Here is a 24,624-nt window from a genome sequence, read left to right on the forward strand (position 1 = left end):
TTTATTCCATCTGAAATAAATGGAAATGGTCTGAAACAAATAAAGAATAAAAATAGTTGAGATGTACAAATGAATAGTATAAAAACTCAGTTGGGAAAGGTGGTACAAACAATTATAATGATGTGAAAGAGATACAAAAATTATTAAGAGAGAATGGTTTCCCAAGTCTAAATATAGATGGAATTTGCGGGCCAAACACTATAAAAGCCATTCTGACTTACCAAAAACACTTTTATCATTATCCAGATGGTGTTATATCACCAGGCAAGAAGACATTCCAACTTCTCACCGGAGATAAAAACACAAGGTCCAATTCATTGAATAAAGCTGATGGAGCAACTTGTACTAACCCCAATGGAAAAAAATCAAACTCTAGATATATGAACCCAAGCATAAATGCTTATAATTTGTTAAAAAAATATGAACAAAAAATAAACTATCCATATTCAGATAAAGATCCAAAGCAACACAAAACGAAACTCACAAAGTGGGATGAGACAGCAACAATTGGATATGGACATCTTATTAACACCCCAGAAGAATTCAACCAATACAGAGATGGAATAACGGATCAACAAGCCGATAGTATTTTCAAAAAAGACAGTTACTGGATTTTAGAAGATGTAAGAAAGTATATAAAAGTAGATCTTACTCAAAATGAGTTTGATGCAATTTTTATTCTCGCCTTCAATATCGGACCTGGTTCGCCAAGAAGTCATAAACACAAAGGTTTATACTGGTCATCTGTATTAGCTATCGTTAATGGAGAAAGTAATGCAGATTTATACTCAGCCTGGACTGCTTATGATATATCTAGAGGAAAAGAGTCTGGCGGGCTGTTGAAAAGGCGTATGTCGGAACTAAAAGTATATAATGAAGGTGTGTACATAAAATTATGAAAAAAATACTAACTGCACTTTTACTTTTAACAACAGCATCATCATTTGCTCAAAATAAAAATGATACATTATCTATCACTACTAAAAACTACCAGATAACTATCACAGATAATTGTGAGGAAGGTGAGATTGCCTGTAATGATGTTACATATCATTCAGTGAATAAAAAGAATCACACTGAACTAACATTGAGCGGCCATACGATTAATATCGGACAATCAGAGGACTTTAGAGGATATGACTTCAGTAATGGAGAATATTTATACAGACTTCGCCCTGAAGAAGACGATACCTGGTCGCTTTATGTCATAAAGGGTGATAAAACGTTACTCCAGGAGAAAGGTGTAGAGAACTGAAAATCTGTAACTTTATCCTTTCATTAAATGCCACCAGCATTCAGAAACAGGGAAAGGGCTATTGAGTGCCCTTTCCCATATCATCATTTAAAGCCTTACCGGTTTTATATGCCAAATTTCATCGGCATACTCCTGAATGGTGCGGTCAGAGGAGAAATACCCCATATTGGCAATATTGTGCATTGCCCTTGTGGTCCATTCTTCTGGTGTCCGATAAAGCTCGTCCACTCGTTTCTGGCAATCCACATAGCTACGGTAATCAGCCAGCACCTGGTAGTGGTCGCCGAAGTTTATCAGTGAATCAACCAGATCCCGGTAACGCCCGGGCTCCTGTGGGCTGAACACCCCAGTCGCGATTTGCGTCAACACCTGATACAACGCTTTGTCTTTCTCGTAATACTCACGCGGGTTATATCCCTTGCGGCGCAGTGCTTCCACTTGTTCTGCTGTGTTGCCGAAAATAAAGATGTTATCTTCGCCCACATGTTCCAGCATCTCCACATTTGCACCATCCAGCGTACCAATAGTCAGTGCACCATTCAGAGCAAACTTCATATTACTGGTACCCGATGCTTCGGTACCTGCCAGTGAAATTTGTTCCGAAAGATCAGCCGCAGGAATAATCACCTGTGCCAGGCTAACACTGTAGTTAGGAATAAAGACCACCTTCAGCAGATCTTTTACCTGAGGATCATTATTAATGACCGCTGCAACATCATTTATCAGATGAATAATGTGCTTAGCCATGTAATAGGCAGAAGCCGCTTTACCGGCAAAAATATTGACCCGTGGTACCCAGTCGGCGTCCGGGTTTGCTTTAATCTGGTTATAGCGCGTAATCACATGCAATACATTCATCAACTGGCGTTTGTATTCATGGATACGTTTTATCTGCACATCAAACAACGAATGGGGATTCAGAACAATCCCCATTTGCTGGGCAACCCAGCCGGCAAGGCGTTTTTTATTTTCCAGCTTGGCGTGCTGAATATCATTGTTTACCGATGGATAATCAATGTGTTCCTTCAGTTCACGCAGCAGGCTCAGATCAGTACGCCAGTTATGGTCGATGTTATCGTCCAGCACCTTAGACAAACCAGGGTTTGCCAGCGCCAGCCAGCGCCGGGGGGTAATTCCATTGGTTTTATTACAAAAACGCATCGGGAAGATGGACGCAAAATCAGCAAACAGCGATTGCACCATTAGATTTGAATGCAATTCAGAAACACCGTTCACTTTATGGCTGACCACCACCGCAAGCCAGGCCATGCGCACACGGCGCCCATTGGATTCATCAATAATTGAAGCGCGGCTCAACAGCCCCACATCTTCAGGGTATTGCTCCTGCAACGTTTTCAGGAAATAGTCATTTATTTCAAAGATAATCTGCAAATGACGAGGCAAAATCTTGCCCAGCATATCCACATTCCAGGTTTCCAGTGCTTCGCTCATCAACGTGTGATTGGTATAAGAGAAGACCTGGCAGGTTACCTCAAAAGCATCATCCCAGTTATAACCGTGTTCATCGATTAACAGACGCATCAACTCAGGAATAGACAAGACCGGGTGCGTATCATTCAGATGAATGGCAATTTTATCAGCCAGATTGTCGAAGGTTTTATGCATTTGCCAGTGGCGGCTCAGAATATCCTGAATAGTGGCTGACACCAGGAAATATTCCTGGCGCAAACGCAGCTCCCGGCCTGAATAGGTGGAGTCATCCGGGTAGAGCACACGACACACGTTTTCTGAATGGTTTTTATCTTCCACTGCAGCAAAATAATCGCCCTGGTTAAATTTACCCAGGTTAATTTCACTACTGGCCTGAGCAGTCCACAACCGTAAGGTATTGGTTGCGTCTGTATCATAGCCGGGAATGATTTGGTCGGTGGCAACCGCCAAAATCTCTTCGGTTTCAACCCAATGGGTTTTCTTACCTTCTTGCTGAATGCGCCCACCAAACCGCACCTTATAACGCGTATTGTGGCGGCGGAACTCCCATGGGTTACCGTATTCCAGCCAGTAATCCGGCGATTCTTTCTGGCGGCCATCGACTATGTTTTGTTTGAACATGCCATAGTCATAACGAATGCCGTAACCGCGGCCTGGCAACCCAAGTGTTGCCAATGAGTCCAGAAAACATGCTGCAAGGCGACCCAACCCACCATTACCCAGGCCTGGATCATTTTCTTCTTCGATAAGCTCTTCAAGAGAGAGCCCCATCTCTTTCAATGCCCCGTCAATGTCTTCATAAATTCCCAAAGACAACAGTGCATTTGACAGTGTGCGGCCAATAAGAAATTCCATCGACAAGTAATATACCTGGCGAACTTCCTGGGAGAGCTGTGCCCGGTTGGAACGAAGCCAGCGTTCAACCATTCTGTCCCTTACGGCAAACAACGTAGCATTCAACCACTCATGTTTATTGGCGATAGCCGGGTCTTTACCGATGGTAAACATCAGTTTATAGGCAATGGAATACTTCAACGCCTCGACGCTGAGTGTAGGTGATGCATAGCTAAAGGGTGCGTTCATAACAGTGATTCCTGGAGACTAAATCAAGCGTTGATAAAGTTCGCGGTAGGACTGCGCCGCTACCTGCCAGCTAAAGTCCATACTCATCGCCTGACGCTGAACATAGCGCCATAACGATGGGCGTGACCACAACACAAAAGTCCGACGAATTGCCCGAAGAAGCGAGAGGGCATTACTGTCTTCGAAGACAAAACCACTGGCGAGACCATCAGCCAGATTCTCTAACGAACAATCAGAAACTGTATCCGCCAAACCTCCTGTACGTCGCACCAGCGGCAACGTGCCATATTTCAACCCATACAATTGCGTTAACCCACAAGGTTCAAACCGGCTCGGCACCAGAATCACATCTGCACCGCCCATAATTCGGTGAGAGAACGCCTCGTGATAACCTATCTGTACCCCAACCTGCCCGGGATGCTCTGCGGCAGCGGCCAGAAAACCCTCCTGCAATACCGGGTCACCTGCGCCGAGTAACGCCAGTTGGCCACCTTGCTCCAGTAATCCTGGTAGCGCTTCAAGCACCAAATCCAGGCCTTTCTGGCTGGTCAGGCGGCTGACAACGGCAAACAACGGTACTTTGTCATTCACCTTTAACCCCATGGCTATCTGGAGCTGTCGTTTGTTTTCCGCTTTCGCTTCCACAGAATCACGGTCATAAGCGGCGGTAAGTAATAAATCATGGGCCGGATCCCAAATTTTTTCATCCACACCGTTAAGGATCCCACTCAATCGTCCTTCTCTGTGCCGCTGCGTTAACAAACCTTCCATACCATAGCCATACTGTGACTCGGTTATTTCGCGAGCATAGGTAGGGCTCACAGCAGTAATGTGATCAGCATAATAGAGACCCGCTTTCAGGAAAGAAATCTGTCCGTTAAATTCCAGACCATGCATATTGAAAAACTCACCCGGTAACTGGATCTCTGCCATGTGTTTGGCGTAGAACAATCCCTGATAAGCCAGATTATGGACAGTAAAGACGGATTTAGCAGGCCGTCCACGCGCGGCGAGGTATGCCGGTGCCAGGCCTGCATGCCAGTCATGGGCATGAACCACATCTGGTTGCCAGAATAAGTCCAGACCACAAGCCAGCTCACTTCCCACCCAGCCTAACAGGGCAAACCGCAGCACGTTATCGGTATAGGCATGCAAATTGGTATCGTGATAAGGGCTGCCCGGGCGCTCATACAGATGAGGCGCATCAATCAAGTAGATACCCACGCCATTAAAATGCCCATACAGCAATGTTATAGGGCCGGCAAAGGTATCCCGCCGGGTTACTACCTGCGCGTCAGCGATCCCCCTGCGAATATCCGGAAAAGAAGGCAACAGAACACGCGTATCCACGCCACCCGCAATTTGTGCCGCCGGTAGTGCACCGATAACATCCGCAAGGCCACCCGTTTTCAGCAGCGGAAACATTTCAGAACATACATGTAAAACCTGCATTGTCGCTCCCGTTCAATGTTTGACCCACACTGACTCAGTGAAGGCTCCCTGTTGTTCAGGCCTCCAGGCGGGCCAGCATTTTACGCGTTACCAGAACAATGCCTTCTTCGGAGCGATAAAAACGACGGGCATCCTCTTCGGCATTCTCACCAATGACCATTCCTTCAGGAATGACACAGGCCCTGTCAATAATACAGCGCCGTAAACGGCACGAACGGCCAATCCACACATCAGGCAAAAGCACTGCGGAATCAATATTACAAAAAGAGTTTATTCGCACTCGGGGAAACAACACGGACTGCACCACCACTGACCCCGAGATAATGCAACCACCAGACACCAGCGAGTTCAGTGTCATGCCATGGCTACCAGAACGATCCTGTACAAACTTAGCGGGTGGAAGGGGTTCCATATGGGTGCGAATCGGCCATTTCTGGTCATACATATCCAGTTCAGGGGTTACTGAGGCCAAATCAAGGTTCGCTTTCCAGTAAGCCTCCAGCGTACCCACATCGCGCCAGTAAGGTTCAGACTCCGGGTCTGATTGCACGCAGGACAACGGGAAAGGGTGAGCAAATGCTTCACCAGCTTTAGTAATTTTGGGGATGATGTCTTTACCAAAATCATGGCTCGATTGCTCATCTTTATCGTCTTCTTCCAGCAACTGATAAAGATAATCCGCGTCAAACACGTAAATCCCCATGCTCGCCAGTGCTTTTGTCGCGTCGTTCGGCATCGCTGGCGGTTTTTCTGGTTTTTCAACAAAATCAATAATGCGTTCTTCGGCGTCGACAGCCATGACCCCAAACGCGCGGGCTTCTTCAACAGGAACTGGCAGGCAGGCAACGGTGCATTTGGCACCTTTCTCAACATGGTCAATCAACATGCGCGAATAATCCTGCTTGTAGATATGATCACCGGCGAGGATCACCACATAGCTGGCCTTATAGCGCCGGATAATATCCAGGTTCTGCGTTACGGCATCGGCCGTACCACGATACCAGTTTTCACCATGAACACGTTGCTGCGCGGGGAGTAAATCAACGAATTCATTCATTTCTTCATTGAAAAATGACCAGCCGCGCTGAATATGCTGAACCAGTGTATGCGACTGATATTGCGTAATCACACCAATGCGGCGAATACCGGAATTGATACAATTAGACAAGGCAAAATCAATAATGCGAAATTTACCGCCGAAGTGAACGGCAGGCTTGGCGCGTGTTGAGGTTAAATCTTTTAAGCGTGTGCCTCGCCCCCCGGCAAGAATCAGGGCAACAGACTTCATTGGCAGCTCGCGTGCCAACATCAACGAATCGTTCTTCTCGAATTTTATCATGACTGACTCCTTTATTTATGACCGGTAAAAAACGCACACTCCGTGCGCAGGCCCATGCCATACAGCCATTACAACCGGGTTATCCTCTCCGGCAAATGGGGGGACAGCACGCCATTCCCCTTCAGGTAAAACAAATTCACTCACAGACTGCGTGGCATTCAGTGTGATAAGCCAGTGCCCTGAAAGCAGCACCTGCAACTGTTTTATCTCAGACTGCCATGCTTCAGGACTGAGTGGACTGGCCTGACTGTTAAGCCAGACAACACTGCCATCGCCCTCTTCCCACCACTGATCATTGACCAGTGCAGGGATTTGCTTTCTGAGTTTGATTAATTCGGTGGTAAACGCCGTCAACCCTTCATTCTTATTGGCCCAGTCCAGCCAGGTCAGCTCGTTGTCCTGGCAGTAGGCATTATTATTGCCGTGCTGGGTGTGCCCGTGCTCATCACCAGCCAGCAACATAGGCGTCCCCTGAGCAAGCAATAGTGCCGTCAGTAAGCCATGAACTGAATGGCGACGGCGTTCCTGAATATGAATATTGCCTGTTGGGCCTTCCTCACCATGGTTGTTACTGAAATTCGCATTGGTGCCATCACGGTTTTCTTCACCGTTAGCCTCGTTATGCTTATGGTTGAAACTGACACAATCGCGCAGCGTAAAGCCATCATGTGATGTCACCAGGTTAATGCTGGCTGAAGGGTTACGCCCCTGGTGACGAAATACATCGCTGGAAGCAGCAAAGCGGCAGGCAAACTCGCCAGGATTTGAATCGCTACTCAGCCAAAAGCGCCGCATACCATCACGGAAATGGTCATTCCATTCGGCAAACAGTGGTGGGAAATTCCCGACCTGATAACCACCCGGACCAATATCCCAGGGTTCAGCAATCAGTTTTACCTGTGATAACAACGGGTCCTGGCGAATCGCTTCAAACAACGGGGCATCCTGGCGAAACTCAGGAGTACGCCCCATCACACTCGCTAAATCAAAGCGGAAACCATCAACATGAAATTCCGACACCCAGTAACGCAGATTATCCACCACCATATCTACCACTGCCGGATGGCTCAGATTCAGTGTGTTTCCACACCCCGTCCAGTTGTGATAATCCCCGTTGTCCTGTAGCCAGTAATAACTGGCATTATCGATTCCTCGCCAACTGAAGGTTGGCCCATAAAGATCGGTTTCTGCCGTGTGATTAAGCACAATATCCAGCACCACTTCGATCCCTGCCTGGTGTAAAGCTTTCACCGCAGTACACAACTCAACCCGGGCTGCTTCAGGCCGCGAGGCATAACCAGGCTCCGGACAATACATCGCCAGAGGGTTGTAACCCCAATAATTACTGAGCCCCATCTGCTGCAAACGTGGTTCTGTTGCAAACTGAATCACTGGCATTAACTCCAGCGCGGTAATCCCCAGTTGCCTGAAATAATCGAGCATGACTGGGTGAGCCAGCGCAAGATACGTGCCGCGCAACTCCGCAGGTATATCAGGGTGAAGGCGCGTAAGGCCGCGTACATGCGCTTCATAAATCACCGTTTCCCCCCAGGGAGTACGCAACGGTTCATCGTCTTCCCAATCAAAATGAGAGTAAGCAACTACGCAGCGCAGCATTACACTGCTGTTATCCCGGTGGTCGGGGTTATCCAGGCCACCATGGAACAACGCGTGATCGGGAACCTCACCAGTGACCTGACGAGCACACGGGTCGAGAAGCAATTTTTCCGGATTGAATCGGTGCCCCAGTGCCGGAGACCAGGGACCATGCACGCGGTAACCATACTGCAAACCAGGGCGGGCACCGGGCAGGTAACCATGCCAGATATCGCCAGTACGGGAAGGTAATAAATGACGCTCTTCGTTGCCATCCTCGTCAAACAGGCACAACACAACCTGCTCTGCATTAGCCGAGAACAAAGTGAAGTTCACGCCATGACCATCGAATGCCGCGCCAAGGGGCGAAGCATTACCCGCCTGTAGTTGCGTCATCGATATCTCCCTCACGTACCAGCCAAATTGTCGCCAACGGCGGCACGGTTAAACACAATGAGTGTTCACGCCCATGACTTCGGATAGCATCACTTTGGATAGTGCCGCCATTGCCCATATTACTGCCATGGTAGTACTGAGAATCGGTATTAACGGCCTCTTGCCAGCGTCCTGGTTGGTTAACCCCTACCCGGTAGTGCTCACGCGGAACCGGAGTGAAATTGCTCACCACGATAATTTCATTGCCTTGCTTGTCACGCCGGATAAACGCGAATACTGAGTTGGCCTTATCGTCAACAACCAGCCATTCAAACCCATAAGAGTCAAAGTCTAGTTGATGTAATGCTTTATGGTGGCGATAGGTGTGGTTCAGGTCGCGCACCAGGCGCTGTACGCCGTGATGCCAGTTATCTTTACCTTCCAGTAAGTGCCAGTCCAGGCTGGTGTCATGGTTCCACTCACGCCCCTGAGCGAACTCATTTCCCATGAATAACAATTTCTTACCTGGGAAGGCCCACATCCAGGCGTAATAAGCGCGTAAGTTGGCAAACTTTTGCCAGGCGTCTCCGGGCATACGATCAAGAATAGACCGTTTCCCGTGAACCACTTCATCATGGGACAGGGGGAGTACAAAGTTTTCGCTGTAGTTATACAGCATGCCGAACGTCATCTGGTCGTGGTGATACTGCCGGTGAACAGGATCCAGTTTCATGTAATTCAGCGTGTCGTGCATCCAGCCCATGTTCCATTTAAACCAGAATGCGAGGCCATCGGGCCGGGAAACGCCGGGAAAATCCGTTGATTCTTCTGCCATCGTGACGGCACCAGGCACTTCCTTACCAATTATCTGGTTGGTCTGGCGTAAGAACGAAATGGCCTCGAGGTTTTCACGCCCGCCAAACTCGTTGGGGATCCACTCACCTTGAGCACGGCTGTAATCGCGATACACCATTGAGGCCACAGCATCCACTCGTAAGCCATCAATACCAAAGCGCTCCATCCAGTACAGAGCATTACCCACCAGGAAGTTCTGCACTTCACGGCGGCCAAAGTTATAAATCAGGGTATTCCAGTCCTGGTGGTAACCTTCGCGAGGATCCTGGTGTTCATATAACGCAGTACCGTCAAAACGCGCCAAACCAGCATCGTCCACCGGGAAATGCCCCGGCACCCAGTCAAGAATTACGTTCAGCCCGGCAGCATGGGCCGCGTCAACAAAGTAGCGAAAATCATCACGCGTCCCAAAGCGCCGTGTTGGCGCATATAACCCCTGGGGCTGGTAACCCCAACTACCATCAAAAGGGTGCTCATTGATGGGTAACAGTTCGATATGGGTAAACCCCATACTTTTCACATAGGGCACAAGCTGTTCAGCAAGCTCCCGATAACTTAACCAGAAGTTATTATCAGTATGGCGACGCCAGGAGCCGAGGTGTACTTCATAAATCGAAACAGGCGCGTCGAAATCGTTCGCACGCTGGCGTGATTCACTCATCACCTGTTTTGGTGGCAACCCGCAGATCATCGATGCCGTATCCGGTCGCATTTGCGCCTCAAACGCATACGGGTCTGATTTAATGCGTAAATTACCCTGGCAGTCCAGCAACTCGAATTTGTAGAGCTGCCCATTGTGAGCTCCTGGAATAAAGATTTCCCAAATCCCCGACTCACGACGTAAGCGCATAGGGTGGCGTCGCCCATCCCAGAAGTTGAACTCCCCAACCACCGAAACCCGGCGGGCATTTGGTGCCCAGACAGTAAACCGGGTACCCGTCACACCATCCATGGTTGCAGCATGCGCGCCCATCACTTCATAAGGGCGCATATGAGTACCTTCCGACAATAACCAACCGTCCATTTCCGGCAATAAAGGGCCAAAACGATAGGGGTCATCTATCAGGTTCTGTTGCCCATGCCAGGACACAGCCAGTTGGTAACGGAAAGGATTTTTTCTGCGAGGCAACACCGCGGCGAAAAAGCCACGAGAATCAAGACATGTAAGCTGGCCAACTTTCCGGCCAGTTTTCGGTTCAATCACCCACACTTCCGTGGCGTCAGGTAACAATGCGCGAACTTCCAGCCCGGCATCGGTCTTATGCATACCCAGCACGGAAAACGGATCCGAATTCTGGCCAGCAAAAAGCGCAGTTATCACGTCCTTATCAATACACACAGACATGGTAAGCATCCTGTTTTTATGTGTCATACCTGTCCGATTTACGCATGTGCGCAGGCATGCCCACTTATTTTATCAACCTGACAGTGCAGTCATTCTCCCTGCCACTCTGTCACACAAAAAGCAGAAACGTGGCAAGCACGCTCTCTTTAAGCATAGTCAATGGTTTAGCTGACTCCCGAGAAAAAAATGAACATCGCGTTTACTCCATGTAGTGCGCAAGAAAACGGGAGGGAATCCCCTCCCACGAAGCATAAAATGCTAATCAGGCCAGTTGGCGCAGCATACGACGCAGCGGTTCCGCTGCGCCCCACAGCAACTGGTCGCCTACAGTGAAAGCAGAAAGGTATTCCGGGCCCATGTTGAGTTTACGCAGGCGTCCAACCGGCGTAGACAATGTACCGGTTACCGCAGCAGGCGTCAGATCACGCATACTGATTTCACGATCATTCGGTACCACTTTCACCCAGTCGTTGTGTGCCGCCAGCATCGACTCGATAGTCGCAATTGAAACGTCTTTTTTCAGTTTCAGCGTGAAAGCCTGGCTATGACAACGTAATGCGCCAATACGCACACACAAGCCATCAACAGGAATCGTTGATGTGGTTCCGAGAATTTTGTTAGTTTCCGCCTGGCCTTTCCACTCTTCACGGCTCTGACCGTTATCGAGTTGTTTATCAATCCAGGGGATCAGGCTACCAGCCAGCGGCACACCAAAATTATCGACCGGTAATGCACCACTGCGTGTCAGCGCGGTTACTTTGCGCTCGATATCCAGAATAGCTGATGCCGGGTCCGCCAGTTCTGCCGCCACTTCATGATGCAACTGCCCCATTTGTACCAGCAGTTCGCGCATATGACGGGCGCCACCACCGGAAGCAGCCTGGTAAGTAGCAACAGATGCCCACTCAACCAGGTCATTGGCAAACAAACCACCCAGGGACATCAGCATCAGGCTGACAGTACAGTTACCGCCAACAAATGTGTTAATGCCTTTATTCAGGCCATCATCAATAACTTTCTGGTTTACCGGGTCCAGAATGATAATGGCATCGTCTTTCATTCGCAGGGAAGACGCGGCATCTATCCAGTAGCCTTTCCAGCCGCTTTCCCGCAGCTTTGGATAGATTTCATTGGTATAATCGCCGCCCTGGCAGGTCACGATAATATCCAGAGCCTTCAGTGCGTCCAGGTTCCAGGCATCCTGCAAAGTACCAGCAGGTTTCCCGGCGAACGCAGGTGCAGCCTGCCCGGTTTGAGAGGTAGAGAAGAAGATGGGGTTAATGGCGTCAAAATCGCGCTCTTCAACCATGCGCTGCATGAGCACGGAACCAACCATGCCACGCCATCCGATAAAACCAACATTTTTCATAACTTATCTTTCCTGCGAAGATGTGTGCGTTTTTGTGTACCCGTGAGGGAACCGGTTTATCCTTTCACCTTACAAAAAGCAGCTAAAGTCGCAAGTGAAATTAATCAATGATGACAATCTCATCAGAAGTACGACTTATTTAGCAGAAATTCCGAATTCATTATTATGGAAATTTATTTATGAATGAAATCATTTCCGCAGCAGTTTTGTTGATCCTGATTATGGATCCTCTCGGAAATTTACCCATTTTCATGTCCGTACTAAAACATACTGAGCCAAAACGGCGTCGCAGGATAATGATAAGGGAACTATTAATTGCGCTGCTGTTTATGCTAATTTTCTTATTTGCAGGTGAGAAAATTCTGTCCTTACTTAATTTACACGCTGAAACTGTTTCTATTTCTGGTGGCATCATTTTATTCCTGATAGCCATTCGAATGATTTTCCCAGCCCCCGCTGGAAGCTCCAGTGGCCTGCCAGTTGGTGAAGAACCCTTTATTGTACCACTGGCGATTCCGCTGGTTGCCGGACCATCGCTACTGGCAACACTGATGCTGCTTTCTCACCAGTATCCCAACCAAATGGGGCATTTAGTTATCGCCCTGTTGGTTGCATGGGGAGGAACCTTCATCATTTTGCTGCAGTCTTCACTCTTTTTACGGCTGTTGGGTGAAAAAGGCGTTAATGCGCTGGAAAGGTTAATGGGGCTTATTTTGGTGATGATCGCCACTCAGATGTTTCTGGACGGTATTCGCACCTGGATGCAGGGTATACCGGTGCATGGGTAATACCCCTCGTGTCGGAAAGTCTGCTGTTACGATATGAAAATAAAAGTATCTGCAAACTCTTAGCTACTACTAGTGGATTCCCGTTCCATGGCTTCCGGCCAGGCATCCGCCTTACGGGGTTGCCAGAAGTCCGGGGTTCCCGCTTCGCGCGGCGGTGGCAGTTCATCGTCGTGCTGCATATACATACACAGATAACTCCAGATTTGGTTCAGTTGCTCCCGCTCCCCCCACTCTTTCGCCAGCACAAAGCGTTCCACCACCTGGTGGGTGCCGGGTTCACACAGTGCCCCATACAGGTGGTAGCCACGGATCCCCGGGGTGCTTTCAAAATGGACTTCTCCGTGGATATCTGCCCAGTTATACACACTGATACGGGTTATGGCTTTCCGCCAGGGCTGCCAGGGCTGTTTATAGTTATACACATAGAGTTTTTGCCGCTTGCGGTTCAGGCGTATTGGCAGGCTGCGGGGCTCTACAAAGTACATTTTTAAACAATAAAGTATCAAAGGAGGGAAAAACCCCCCAGCCCAAAGCCATATCAATATTCCATATAAATCATACCATTTAAGTCCGGCTGTCATGACAAATGCCAATATCAAGGATAATACAGCACAGGCTAACGACAGGAATGCCGAAAGCAACATTCCTCCCCACATCACCTCAATCCGGTAACGGGGTACTTCCAGGTAAATATCATTCCGCTCCGTCAGCCAGCGCAGTTGTGGTGGCACCAATTGTGGCTCATGGTTTTCCGGCAGGTCTTCACACCAGTTATTGTGTTTGGGGTGCAAACGGGGTGTGGGGTAATCAAACTGCATAAAAGACATGGTTATTCATCCTTGTTAGCGCATCAGTCTATATGGGTGGCCAGTTGCCGGTGTGTCTACGGTGTGCTGGTGGATTCCCGCTCCATGGCTTCCGGCCAGGCATCGGCCTTACGGGGTTGCCAGAAGTCCTCAGTTCCGGCATTGCGCGGCGGTGGCAGTTCATCGTCGTGCTGCATATACATACACAGGTAACTCCAGATTTGGTTCAGTTGTTCCCGCTCCCCCCACTCTTTCGCCAGCACAAAGCGTTCCACCACCTGGTGAGTGCCGGGTTCACACAATGCTCCATACAGGTGGTAGCCACGGATACCCGGGGTGCTTTCAAAATGGACTTCTCCGTGGATATCTGCCCAGTTATACACACTGATACGGATTATGGCCTTCCTCCAGGGCTGCCAGGGCTGTTTATAGTTATACACATAGAGTTTTTGCCGCTTGCGGTTCAGGCGTATTGGCTGGCTGCGGGGCTCTATGAAAGTAGTTTTCAAACCATGGAGGAACAACGATAACAATACAGTAGTTCCGCAACTGCCTAATAACATAGCGACATAATCATAACTCCCCCACCCATACTGAATTATTAGTATGATTATCATCAGTAAGGCCCCACTAAGTGGGAACAGGGCAGCACAAAGCATTCCCCCCCACATCACCTCAATCCGGTAACGGGGCACTTCCAGGTAAATATCATTCCGCTGCGTCAGCCAGCGCAGTTGTGGCGGCACCAGTTGTGGCTCATGGTTTTCCGGCAGGTCTTCACACCAGTTGTTGTGTTTGGGGTGCAAACGGGGTTTCGGGTAATCAAACTGCATAAAAGACATGGTTATTCATCCTTGTTAGCGCATCAGTCCATATGGGTGGCAGTTGCCGGTGTGTCTACGGTGTGCTGGTGGATTCCCGCTCCATGGCTTCCGGCCAGGCATCGGCCTTGCGGGGTTGCCAGAAGTCCGCGGTTCCGGCATTGCGCGGCGGTGGCAGTTCATCGTCGTGCTGCATATACATACACAGGTAACTCCAGATTTGGTTCAGTTGCTCCCGCTCCCCCCACTCTTTCGCCAGCACAAAGCGTTCCACCACCTGGTGGGTGCCGGGTTCACACAGTGCCCCATACAGGTGGTAGCCACGGATACCCGGGGTGCTTTCAAAATGGACTTCTCCGTGGATATCTGCCCAGTTATACACACTGATACGGATTATGGCTTTCCGCCAGGGCTGCCAGGGCTGTTTATAGTTATAGACATAGAGTTTTTGCCGTTTGCGGTTCAGGCGTATTGGCAGGCTGCGAGGTTCTATAAAATAAGTTTTCAGGGCAAAAAAAACTAAACATAAAATGACGATAGAGGTTAAAAAGGCCGTGATGACAAAAAAATAATGAGCAATCGCGATACTATAAAAGGCAAGAAAGAAAATAATAAAAGTGAATATAACTACCAAAAAAATCATTCCTCCCCACATCACCTCAGTCCGGTAACGGGGCACTTCCAGGTAAATATCATTCCGCTCTGTCAGCCAGCGCAGTTGTGGCGGCACCAGCTGGGGCTCATGGTTTTCCGGCAGGTCTTCACACCAGTTGTTGTGTTTGGGGTGCAAACGGGGTTTTGGGTACTCAAACGACATAAAAGACATGGTTATTCATCCTTGTTCGCGCATCAGTCCATATGGGTGGCCAGTTGCAGGTATTCATCCGGCAGTGATTTATCCGGCCACCAGACCACCGACAGTTCCGCACGCTTAAAACGGGTGGTGTTAAGGGGAAAGGTGCCGTCCAGTTGCAACCCGTGGGGCTCCGGCTTTTTCTGCTCACCGTTTTTTTCCGGCTGTGAGCCCGCTGGCGGGGCATTGTCTTGCGGGCAGGTGCTGCCTGATGCCGGGCCCTGAAGCGGCTGTTCTGCCCGTACCCTCCCGGTGTCATCCTGCCGGCCCGGCTCCGGTGCCTGTTCCCGGGTATACCAGGTTTCCGCCAGCGTGGTGGCGGCAGTGACCTGCCTGACCGGTTGGGGATTCGGCGCCATGACATCCGCGCGGGGATACTGTACCCGCAGGGCTTCATAGGTCTGTGGCTGTAGTGGTGGCAGGTTACCCTGCTGGTCTGCGGAGGCACTGCATGCCAGTACCTGGCGTATTCCCCCGTGGGTGATACCCGCCAGTTCCACCCGCCAGGCTGAGTTTTCCGGGTGGCAGTCTGCCAGAATGACCCGGGCCGCCAGCAGACGGGTGCCCGGTAATGGCGCCGCTTTGGTCAGCCCGGCCAGCCGGTCATAACGCAGTTGCACCGACACCCCACTGGTTATAATCGCCAGCGCGTCCAGGCACTCCTGCAGGTCTTCCAGGCTTTCCGGGTGCCAGACCGGTTCGCGTTCATCGCACCTGTTACGGTTACCAAAGCAGCAGTGGCTCAGCCAGCGCTCCAGCGGGGAGCGGATATAGCGGTTGCCCACTGCCACCAGGGTGGCGGCCAGAATACCCAGGGCAATACACCAGCCTACCGGGCCAAGCAGGGTGAACTTACCGGCTGCGCTATAGGCCATAGCCATACCGCCAGATATGATAAAAAGAGAACCCGCAATGACATAAAAACCTCCAGCCATCTTGTCACCGAATTCCCACACCTCATATCCCTTTATCCATAACGCCACACCCTGAATAACCACCGCCAGCCCGGCAATGACCCCGGCGGCCCTCAGCAGGATATCTCCCTTGTTAAACAGGTTCAGTACCGCCGCACTCTGCCCCACAATTTCCACGGCTGACGCCATCAGTATCAGCACACCGGATGCCAGCGCCATTTCTGCCCGGGTGTCGCCGGGCATCGCACTTTTCAGGGCCGCCAGATTATCGGCAGTGGCGCTGACCATCACCCCGGCCAGCACCAGACCCAGTATCCCGCTCTGCAGGTGCGGAGAAAGCCGGGCCTGCGCCCGGGCCACACGTTTTATCTCCGCATCACTGAGGGCGATATCACCGTTTTTCAGCGCACTGTTCACCGCCTCCGGGGTCATCCCCGTTATCCCGGCCAGCAGCTCCGGGCTGTTCAGTGGCAGTGCCAGACGTACCCTGATTCTGCGGTTCAGTATCTCCGCATCCGTTATCTGTGGCGGGTGCCGGGCACTGGTGGTGCGGGTAAACTGCCCGTCCGGGGCCGTGCGGGTGGTCCATAAAGGCCGCCCGTGGGCGGTTAACTGGCGGCGGACCAGTGACTGAAAGTCCCGCACCGTCATCTCCCCGGTAAAGACCCCCACACCCGGGCCGCCGGTGGTGGCACTGCCCACCGCCATCACCACCCGCTCCACCCCGTTTCTGACCCTCCCGGGCAGGGTATGGCGCAGGTGAGCAAATGCCCCGTTCACCGCCGTAACCAGGCTCGCCACCTGGCGCTGGTACACCTCACTGTTCACAAACTGGCTGACTTCACTGCTGGTGAGGGCCGATTTCAGGTCGGCATACGAAAACAGCCCGCTGAACACCCCGGCAGACACCTTCGCCCCTCCCAGCATGGCCACAAACAGCGGGCTGGCCGGGTTTTCCAGCCAGGCCCGCCAGCCGGAAAAATCCGCGTTGCCTTCTGCCTGCCCGCCCCGCCCTTCCGGCATGTCTTTATGTGGCCCGCCATGCAGGCAACTGGCCAGTGTGCGCAACAGAAACGACCAGCTGAGCACACTGCGCTCCGGTGCATAGTCGTCCTGCATTATGCCCTGCCAGGCGGCAGAGCCCTGCAGCCGCGCCAGGTCCTGCCAGATGGCTGCAATACGCCGGTGATGGCTGCCCACCATGCTTTCATATTCACGGGCAAACTCCGCCCGGGCAGGCTCATGATAAAACCGCTCCATCCGTCTTAACGCTTCATGCGTTCTGAGGGCCACCTCCACCTCACGGCTCACGCTGAACGAGCCGTGGTAACCCGGCGTGGAAAACCCTTTCAGTTGCGGGTCATTATGCACCCGCAACCGGGTGCCTTCACGGAGTGCCAGAATGCTTTCCGACACCATCAACTGGTGAATCACCCTCTTTTGCCCGGTGTACGCCGCCAGCGCGTCCGTCACGTCCAGCCGGCTGTGGTTTAATTCCTGTACCACCCCGACAATGTCATCCAGCACCACGGCACTGACCGGCGCACCGTACTGTTGTTCCGCACGGGCAAGGTGCATTCCCAGTACCCGCTGTTTTTCCCTGTTAGTACGCGGGTAAAATCCGTGAGCCCCGCCCGGAGTGCCGCCACGGCCGGCCACCGACGGGAAGGATTCCACGGCAAACTCAGCGACCTGGGCTTTCAGGGTGTCCAGGGAAGGCTCCAGCACCCGGTGCCGGTGCGGCTGCGTGGCGCTCACCTGCCCCCCGGACAGGGTCAGTTGGGTAAAACGCGCAGACGGGCCGTTTTTGCTGCGCCAGGCATCCAGAACATCCATGCTCCACGGGTCACTGCTGAATGCCATGCGGATATCCGTGTGATGGGGTGCAATGGTGATAAAACTGGCCAGGATGTCATGGTGCTGTCTCCGGCAGGCGGTATTCAGGGGCGGGATGTCCGGGCTGGCCGGCATCTCTTCCACATTAAACTGGCGCAGGTACCCTTCCGGGGTCACCTGGTACCCCTGCCAGATTTCCCCGTCCAGCAGTACATAGACGTACCCGCCACGCAGGGTGCGCAGGGCGTATTTGAATTCCCCACCCGCCAGGGGAACCGCCTGCTCAGGCACCGCCGGGCGCCAGGCAGGATGCACCAGAAAAGCGGGCACGGCTGCCACCCGCAACGGGTATATGGCCACACCCTGCCGGCTGCAGGCTTTACAGCCGGACGGCGCTGCCGCAGCCTGGCGTGCTGCAAGTGCATTACGGGCAATCTGTTCTTTGATATTCATCGCCGGAACTCCTTTCCGTTAACGGCCCGGCAGGATGCAGGGCCTGCCAGGCTGAATCGTCAATGTTTTCTATCACCTGGGTGAAATACAGCCCGGGGTTATCAGCTACTTGCTGTAACAACGTCTGTATAGCGGGATGTTGCGTCATATCAACGCCCAGAATCAGGTTATTGAGCGCCAGAAAAAAACGGTCGTTAAAATGATGAAGTTTGCTTTCCCCTGAGGTTATCCAGGCATCGGTTGCCAGGGATACCGCATTTTCTGAAAGCACTGCGCACTGTTTTTCCCACTCAGACAACAAAAGCCGTATTGGGTGAATATTGTTTAATACCAGCTCCGCTCGCCAGCTAAGACGGCTACCGTTACTCTGTTGCTCACCCCGTAATGTGATTAACCTTCCAGTGACAGACGCTATGTGCCACGCGTTAACAGGTGCGAGCAGCGATGCCAGCAGCGCAGGCTCAGCAACCATACTCAACAGTTCAAGTCTGAAAGGTTCATAAACAGGCACAACACTGTCAGTTGTTAGCCTTGTACACAATTCGGCCAGCCAGTTTGCCATTTCTTTCGGGGGAAGCGGTGAACTTAACCACCCACAGATATAGCGCTTCTCATGCAGCACTTCATTGCGTGAATACATTTCACTGTTCTGAACCAGCATGGCATCACAGGGCGCTTGCGGCGGTGCCAGTAGCAATAACTGAGGGCAATGTTCAGGTGACCAGACAAGGTCGTGCCTGGGAACAATAGAAAAAGACTCACGCCTGGCTGTTTGATAGAGATTATCCATATTCACCGGGCTCCAGGGCGCCACTGGTTTGATGGGGTCGAGTAACAGGTAACGATACTCATCGTACCGGGCATTGAGACTATCCGGCAGCGACATGTCCGGAGCATTCATCAGCGGTTATTCTCCACGCAGGTTGCAGTTGGCGGTACACTCGCAGGCGATGGGCTATAACTCTGCGCGACTTCCCTGTGCCAACTGGTGCATTTAATGTTCAGATCTCCGGGTGTCATTAACGTGATACCTGAAGGCTCTATTACTAAAGCCGTCTTGCCGCTGGACAGAGTCAGTTTATTCCTTGACTGGAGTGTTATTTCACCATCTTTACTGGTGAGATTCATCGCGTTACGCGAAGTCAATGACATTTCTCCACCCTGCGCCTGAATATCCACTTTGCCCTGATTCGCGAATATTTTAATGCCCAACGTTTTAGCAAACAGGCTGACCATTTCTCCGGCTGCAACCGTAAATTTTTTAAATACGCTGAAGTCGCTATTTTCTCCGGAGGTTTGAATGAAATTTTGCCCGCTGCTGATCTGAATGTTTTGTGGCGAGACTTGTGCAATTCCGTCTGGCGCACTCAACAGCAATGCGGACATCTGCAGGTCTTTTAATGAAGATTCGAGCAAATCCTTTTGCGCACGGAGTTGTGCCAGCTCAGCCTGAGCAACAGACACGGCTTCACTTAATGACTGCGCCAGCCCATGTGCCTGCCTTAGGGTGCCTAAGGCTGCATCCATTGACAGTACATTCCCCTGAGCTTTAATCTGCGCGTCAGCAGTTATAAATAACCCGGCCTGAGCACGGATTGCCCCCCAGCAGTCGGTACGCAACTCAAACCCCTCACCGCGCTGCTGTTTCTCGCTATCCACCAGGTGGCCCAGGTTTAACTGGCTTTTGCCACCGTATTCAGTGGAGATTTTGATATGCTCCTGGCCGCGGTTATCCTCCAGGCGAATTTTATTGTTCGCCGGAGTGCGTAGCACATTTCGGCGATAATTACGGATGGTGACCAGATCCGGGTGTACTGAGTCATGCAGCACACCGGCAATATAGGGGCGGTCGGGGTTACCATCTTCAAACCCTATTGCCACCTCGGTTCCTGCCAGTAAAGGTAAGTGCAGGCCGAAGGTATCACCACCATAAGGCCGGGACTGACGTAGCCACATACTTTCCGAGCCCCGTTCCCAGTCATCCCGGTCAAACAACATGTTGACCCGATAACGCCCGAACTTATCAATATGCCCGTAAGGATCGTTTTTCGTTGTACTGGTCACCCTGGCGGGTAACGTCCCGGCCATTATTGGCCGACAACCCCGTGGTGGGCGAAAACTGTAATCAGGATTAGTCGGTATCGCGCCAAAACGCACTACCAGGCTTTTGTCTCGCCGTGCCTGGCTTATGACGGAAGTAATCGCCACACCTCGGGCGAAGGCTTCCGTCACCTCATGGCCGCCCGTTACCTTCAGTACCTGCCCCGGGCACAGCGTGGCACAACTGGACATCCCGGAAAGCGTTGCCAGCCCGTTCAGGTAGCGTTCATGGCGCATTCGGGCGTAGAACACCCCATTCTCAGGTGGAGGGTTGTGATCATAAATACTACCGGGAACGCGGTAGTTGTCGGCATAGTGGTACGCTTCACCATAAGTGCCCTGGTCATCACGGGCAACATCCACCCGAATATCCATATCCTCTTCAGCTTCCCGGTAGTTGTAATCCCGCAGGCTGACCGCTTTTTCCACCACCTGGTACCGGCTCTCAAGCCCCCATACGGACTCTTCCCCCCGGTCAAGTTGCCCGGAAACCGGAACCGAAGGGAGTACAGGGCCTGTTTCGTAACCCTGTCGGCTGTCGTAGAACTCCGCAACATCAATTCTCAGGCGCGTGTCGGTGGTGAAGCGAAACCAGATCCCCACCTCGCCGAGCAAGCGGGTAATAAACTGCAGATCATCCTCGTTGTACTGCATGACCTGTTCACGGCGTGGGTAAGTTTTGGTCAGTGAAAAGAGAAAATCCTGCCCACGCATTTTATGGCGCTCACGCAGGATTTTCTCCACGATTTGCGGAACTGACATATCCTGGTAAATCGCGTTATGACGAGTCCGGCAAAGCAGCGCCAGGCGGGGTTGCAACGTCACCGCATAGTGTGTTTCGTCTTTAGATGTGCTCAGGCGTTCAAACCCGGTGACCACGCCCTGAATGACTCGCACTGGCTGGCGAACTTTAATGCTGAACCCCTGGTCTGTTGGAGCCTGCAGCGTCAGTGATGCTGCTTTCATCAGCATGCTTTCCCGGCCAATGCCGTGGTCAGTACTGGTAAACTCAATGCGGTAACTGAATGGCTCACTCAGCGCTTCGCGGCCTTCAAAAGCCAGGACATCTGGCTGTGACTGGCAATCTTTAATCTTCAGTAAATGGTGGCTGTGGCTGAACAGCACCCGGGAAGGATTGCTGCTCATTGCACGCCTCCGCAGTCAGGGTTATCAATATCGCCAGCAGGCGCGCCAAATACCAGAGTGACACCTTCAGTTTCATGCCACCCCAGCGCCAGGCTCCGGGGCAGTTGTTTCTCCGCAAGGTAAGCCAGCAACTGCTGGCTCAGTACCGGCAAAATTTGCTGGTTAAGCAGGCTGTCGATATTGCGCGCACCGGTATCAGGTAACAGACAGGCACTGGTTAATGCGTCATACAGGCTGTTTTCTATTTGTGTTTTCAGCCCATAATGGCGCTGCAAACGCTGGTTTACCTGTGCCAGTTTCATCTCGACAATAGCGCGCATAGCAACAGGTGATAACGGGCGATAAACTACTGTCTGGAAACGCGCCAACAGCGCAGGCTGGAAATGGTCACGCAACAATGGACGCAGTAATTCATGTAAATCGCCATCTGTGGCTTGAGGCTGGTCATCGTGCATTTGCATCAGCAAGTCGCCACCCAGATTAGATGTCATCAATATCACTGTATTGCGGAAGTCTATTTCACGGCCTTCCCCATCACGCATAAAGCCACGGTCAAAAACCTGATAGAACAGGTTCATCACGTCCTTATGCGCCTTTTCGACTTCATCCAGCAACACCACACTGTACGGGCGTTTACGCACCGCTTCAGTCAGAACGCCACCCTGCCCGTACCCTACATAACCTGGTGGTGAGCCTTTTAACTGAGAAACCGTATGGGGTTCCTGGTATTCAGATAAGTTAATGGTAATCAGTGAGTTCTCACCACCATACAACGCGCTGGCCAGCGCCAGTGCGGTTTCCGTTTTACCGGTACCACTCGGGCCAACCAAAAGAAATACGCCCTGAGGACCATTTTCAGAGGTCAACCCGGTTTTTGCGGCCCGCAAGCGCTGGGCCAGGGCATTCAACGCAGCCTCCTGGCCAACCACTCGCTTGCCGATTTCATGCTCCAGGCTTAACAACTCAGTTTGCTCGTCTTTCATCAACGAAGAGAGCGGAACGCCAGTCCAGTCTGCAATAACATTTGCTACTGTACGGGGCTCAACATCCGGGTAAACCAGCGCCTGTTCCTGTTGAATCTGGCGCAATTGTTTAAGCAAAGAGGCCCTCTGTGCAGAGCCGGATGTATCACCTTTGCAAGCCAGAATTTGTTCAATCACAGCCTGTTCTTTACCGTATTGCGCTTCCAGTTCATCCAGCGCCACCACCAGGCTAATTTCTTCCTGTTCGAGCGCGGAAATACGCCCATCAGCCACGTCTCCTCCCGCATCGATATCAGCCTGAAGAGCCTGGCGCTCCATTTCCAGCGCAGTAATGCGCGAACGGTAGCCGGTTATAACCTCTGGTAACGTATCAAGGCTCATACGAACACGGGCAGCCGCGGTATCCAGCAAATCAACCGCTTTATCCGGCAACTGGCGTCCAGTCAGGTAGCGGCGTGATAAAGCCACCGCTGTACGCACCGCATCATCTGTAATATGAACACCATGATGTTGCACATAACGAGGCTTAAGACCTCTGAGCATCAGGCAGGCAGTGTCATCATCCGGTTCATCAACTTTCACCATTTGGAAACGGCGCTCCAGCGCGGCGTCGCGTTCAAAATATTGTTTATATTCGCTCCAGGTCGTGGCTGCGATAGTGCGCAATTCACCACGAGCCAGCGCGGGTTTGAGCAAATTAGCAGCGTCTGCACCACCAGCCTGGTTCCCGGCTCCAATAATGGTGTGAGCTTCATCGATAAACAGCAGTACGGGTTCAGATGATTGTTGTACCGCATCAATAATATTTTTCAGCCGCTGTTCAAATTCCCCTTTCACACCGGCTCCGGCCTGTAACAGGCCAAGATCAAGGGTGCGCAGGGTGACTGGCTTCAGGGATTCGGGGACATTCCCTTGTGCAATACGCAGAGCCAGCCCTTCCACTAACGCTGTTTTTCCGACACCCGGCTCGCCGACCAAAATAGGGTTGTTTTTACGTCGCCTCGAAAGAATATCTATCATCTGGCGAATTTCAGTATCACGCCCAAATACCGGGTCGATATCCCCTTTGCGGGCTTTGGCTGTCACGTCAACGGTAAATTTATCCAGCGTATTCTGTAATACGCTGTTCAGTGTTGCCGCATTGTCTGGCTGGCTTTCCGGGCGGCCCGCCAGGGTGGCATTATCAAGCAGTGAATGGGCAAGTTCGTCATTCTGCTGAGCTTCAAGCCGCTCGTCAGATTGTGTGTCAAGGAGTGACCGCAGGCGCTCTAACTGAATTTGCCTCAAAGTCAGCAACGGCCACAAACCATCACACGATACCAGGCGAGGTTTGTTAACCAGAGCCATCAGCAAGTGAACACTGCGAATCTGCTCTTCGCCAGCCAGTGATGCCCGTAACCAGGCTTCCTGTAACAACGCCAGAGTTTCATCCGATAATCGTGGCCGGTGATGAATCTGGCGAGGTAACGCATCCAGCCAGTTCATCAGGTCCTGCCACAGCGCATCCATATCCCATTCGTAACGGCGTCCCAATACCGTCAGGTCACCCTCGCCTTGTTCAAATAGCTTTAATAGCCAGTGCTCTGGGTGAATTTTCGCGTGAGCCCGGGTTTGGCACAGAGAGGCAGCACTTTCCAGTGCACGGGCACAGTAAGGGTTTAGACGACGCAACAGGTTCGCTGAATTTTCCATATTCTTTCACTCGCTGTCAGAGACCTTCAGGCACGCTACCGCCCATCGCTTTTCCTTGTTTTCAGGAACCTAAGCGCATCCGGTCTGGTTTGGGGTTTGTGGTATTTTTTG

General features: G+C 51.6%; 16 protein-coding genes. 3 read left to right on the plus strand and 13 right to left on the minus strand.

The genetic code is table 11. From position 1 onward, the window contains the following. Positions 1 to 122: 122 nt before the first annotated feature. Both MPHASIOC01_RS19425 and MPHASIOC01_RS19430 read left to right on the plus strand, forming a co-directional pair. A complete protein-coding gene (locus MPHASIOC01_RS19425) occupies positions 123 to 899 on the plus strand; it encodes a glycoside hydrolase family protein (RefSeq protein WP_064597915.1) in 777 nt (258 codons plus the stop codon). Beyond that, positions 896 to 1,255 carry a hypothetical protein gene (locus MPHASIOC01_RS19430; RefSeq protein ID WP_082917868.1) on the plus strand — a complete coding sequence of 120 codons (360 nt, stop codon included), beginning with the start codon at positions 896 to 898 and terminating at the stop codon, positions 1,253 to 1,255. Before MPHASIOC01_RS19425 ends, MPHASIOC01_RS19430 begins: the two co-directional genes overlap by 4 nt. Positions 1,256 to 1,342: 87 nt before the next feature. Here MPHASIOC01_RS19430 and glgP read toward each other — a convergent pair whose 3' ends face one another. The 6 genes from glgP to asd form a co-directional block, all read right to left on the minus strand. After that, entirely contained in the window at positions 1,343 to 3,790 is a 2,448-nt protein-coding gene (glgP, locus tag MPHASIOC01_RS19435; RefSeq protein WP_064597911.1) for a glycogen phosphorylase, read from the minus strand. 18 nt (positions 3,791 to 3,808) lie between these two features. After that, entirely contained in the window at positions 3,809 to 5,242 is a 1,434-nt protein-coding gene (glgA, locus tag MPHASIOC01_RS19440; protein ID WP_353613092.1) for a glycogen synthase GlgA, read from the minus strand. A gap of 55 nt (positions 5,243 to 5,297) precedes the next feature. Then, positions 5,298 to 6,581, minus strand: coding sequence for a glucose-1-phosphate adenylyltransferase (glgC, locus tag MPHASIOC01_RS19445; protein WP_064597906.1), 1,284 nt, complete (start codon positions 6,579 to 6,581; stop codon positions 5,298 to 5,300). Between the two features lie 15 nt (positions 6,582 to 6,596). Beyond that, positions 6,597 to 8,573, minus strand: coding sequence for a glycogen debranching protein GlgX (glgX, locus tag MPHASIOC01_RS19450; protein WP_064597904.1), 1,977 nt, complete (start codon positions 8,571 to 8,573; stop codon positions 6,597 to 6,599). After that, positions 8,551 to 10,752: a 1,4-alpha-glucan branching enzyme gene (gene glgB, locus MPHASIOC01_RS19455; protein WP_064597902.1), complete on the minus strand. Its 2,202-nt coding sequence runs from the start codon at positions 10,750 to 10,752 to the stop codon at positions 8,551 to 8,553. The genes glgX and glgB overlap by 23 nt, the downstream gene beginning before the upstream one ends. 262 nt (positions 10,753 to 11,014) lie before the next feature. Beyond that, a complete protein-coding gene (asd, locus tag MPHASIOC01_RS19460; RefSeq protein ID WP_064597900.1) occupies positions 11,015 to 12,121 on the minus strand; it encodes an aspartate-semialdehyde dehydrogenase in 1,107 nt (368 codons plus the stop codon). 179 nt (positions 12,122 to 12,300) lie between these two features. Here asd and MPHASIOC01_RS19465 point away from each other — a divergent pair, with 179 nt between their 5' ends. Continuing rightward, the gene (locus MPHASIOC01_RS19465; RefSeq protein WP_064597898.1) at positions 12,301 to 12,909 is read left to right on the plus strand and encodes a YhgN family NAAT transporter; all 609 of its coding nucleotides are present in this window, start codon (positions 12,301 to 12,303) and stop codon (positions 12,907 to 12,909) included. Positions 12,910 to 12,968: 59 nt separating this feature from the next. Here the strand turns inward: MPHASIOC01_RS19465 and MPHASIOC01_RS19470 are convergent, their stop codons facing one another. From MPHASIOC01_RS19470 to tssH, 7 genes are read right to left on the minus strand one after another with little or no spacing between them, the layout of a single operon-like run. Then, positions 12,969 to 13,736, minus strand: a complete 768-nt coding sequence (locus MPHASIOC01_RS19470) for a DUF6708 domain-containing protein (protein WP_353613093.1) — start codon at positions 13,734 to 13,736, stop codon at positions 12,969 to 12,971. Positions 13,737 to 13,792: 56 nt separating this feature from the next. Continuing rightward, positions 13,793 to 14,557 (minus strand): DUF6708 domain-containing protein, encoded by a 765-nt coding sequence (locus MPHASIOC01_RS19475; RefSeq protein WP_353613094.1) that lies wholly within the window; start codon positions 14,555 to 14,557, stop codon positions 13,793 to 13,795. Between the two features lie 55 nt (positions 14,558 to 14,612). Continuing rightward, positions 14,613 to 15,362: a DUF6708 domain-containing protein gene (locus tag MPHASIOC01_RS19480; RefSeq protein WP_353613095.1), complete on the minus strand. Its 750-nt coding sequence runs from the start codon at positions 15,360 to 15,362 to the stop codon at positions 14,613 to 14,615. Between the two features lie 23 nt (positions 15,363 to 15,385). After that, on the minus strand, positions 15,386 to 18,592 hold the full coding sequence (locus MPHASIOC01_RS19485) for a T6SS effector BTH_I2691 family protein (protein WP_353613096.1): 3,207 nt from the start codon (positions 18,590 to 18,592) through the stop codon (positions 15,386 to 15,388). Continuing rightward, positions 18,564 to 19,493 (minus strand): hypothetical protein, encoded by a 930-nt coding sequence (locus MPHASIOC01_RS19490; protein ID WP_353613097.1) that lies wholly within the window; start codon positions 19,491 to 19,493, stop codon positions 18,564 to 18,566. The genes MPHASIOC01_RS19485 and MPHASIOC01_RS19490 overlap by 29 nt, the downstream gene beginning before the upstream one ends. Continuing rightward, the gene (locus MPHASIOC01_RS19495; RefSeq protein WP_353613098.1) at positions 19,493 to 21,838 is read right to left on the minus strand and encodes a type VI secretion system tip protein VgrG; all 2,346 of its coding nucleotides are present in this window, start codon (positions 21,836 to 21,838) and stop codon (positions 19,493 to 19,495) included. The genes MPHASIOC01_RS19490 and MPHASIOC01_RS19495 overlap by 1 nt, the downstream gene beginning before the upstream one ends. Continuing rightward, positions 21,835 to 24,513 carry a type VI secretion system ATPase TssH gene (tssH, locus tag MPHASIOC01_RS19500; RefSeq protein ID WP_064599717.1) on the minus strand — a complete coding sequence of 893 codons (2,679 nt, stop codon included), beginning with the start codon at positions 24,511 to 24,513 and terminating at the stop codon, positions 21,835 to 21,837. Before tssH ends, MPHASIOC01_RS19495 begins: the two co-directional genes overlap by 4 nt. Positions 24,514 to 24,624 lie beyond the last annotated feature (111 nt).

Source organism: Mangrovibacter phragmitis (assembly GCF_040429585.1).
Classification (GTDB): Bacteria; Pseudomonadota; Gammaproteobacteria; order Enterobacterales; family Enterobacteriaceae; genus Mangrovibacter; species Mangrovibacter phragmitis.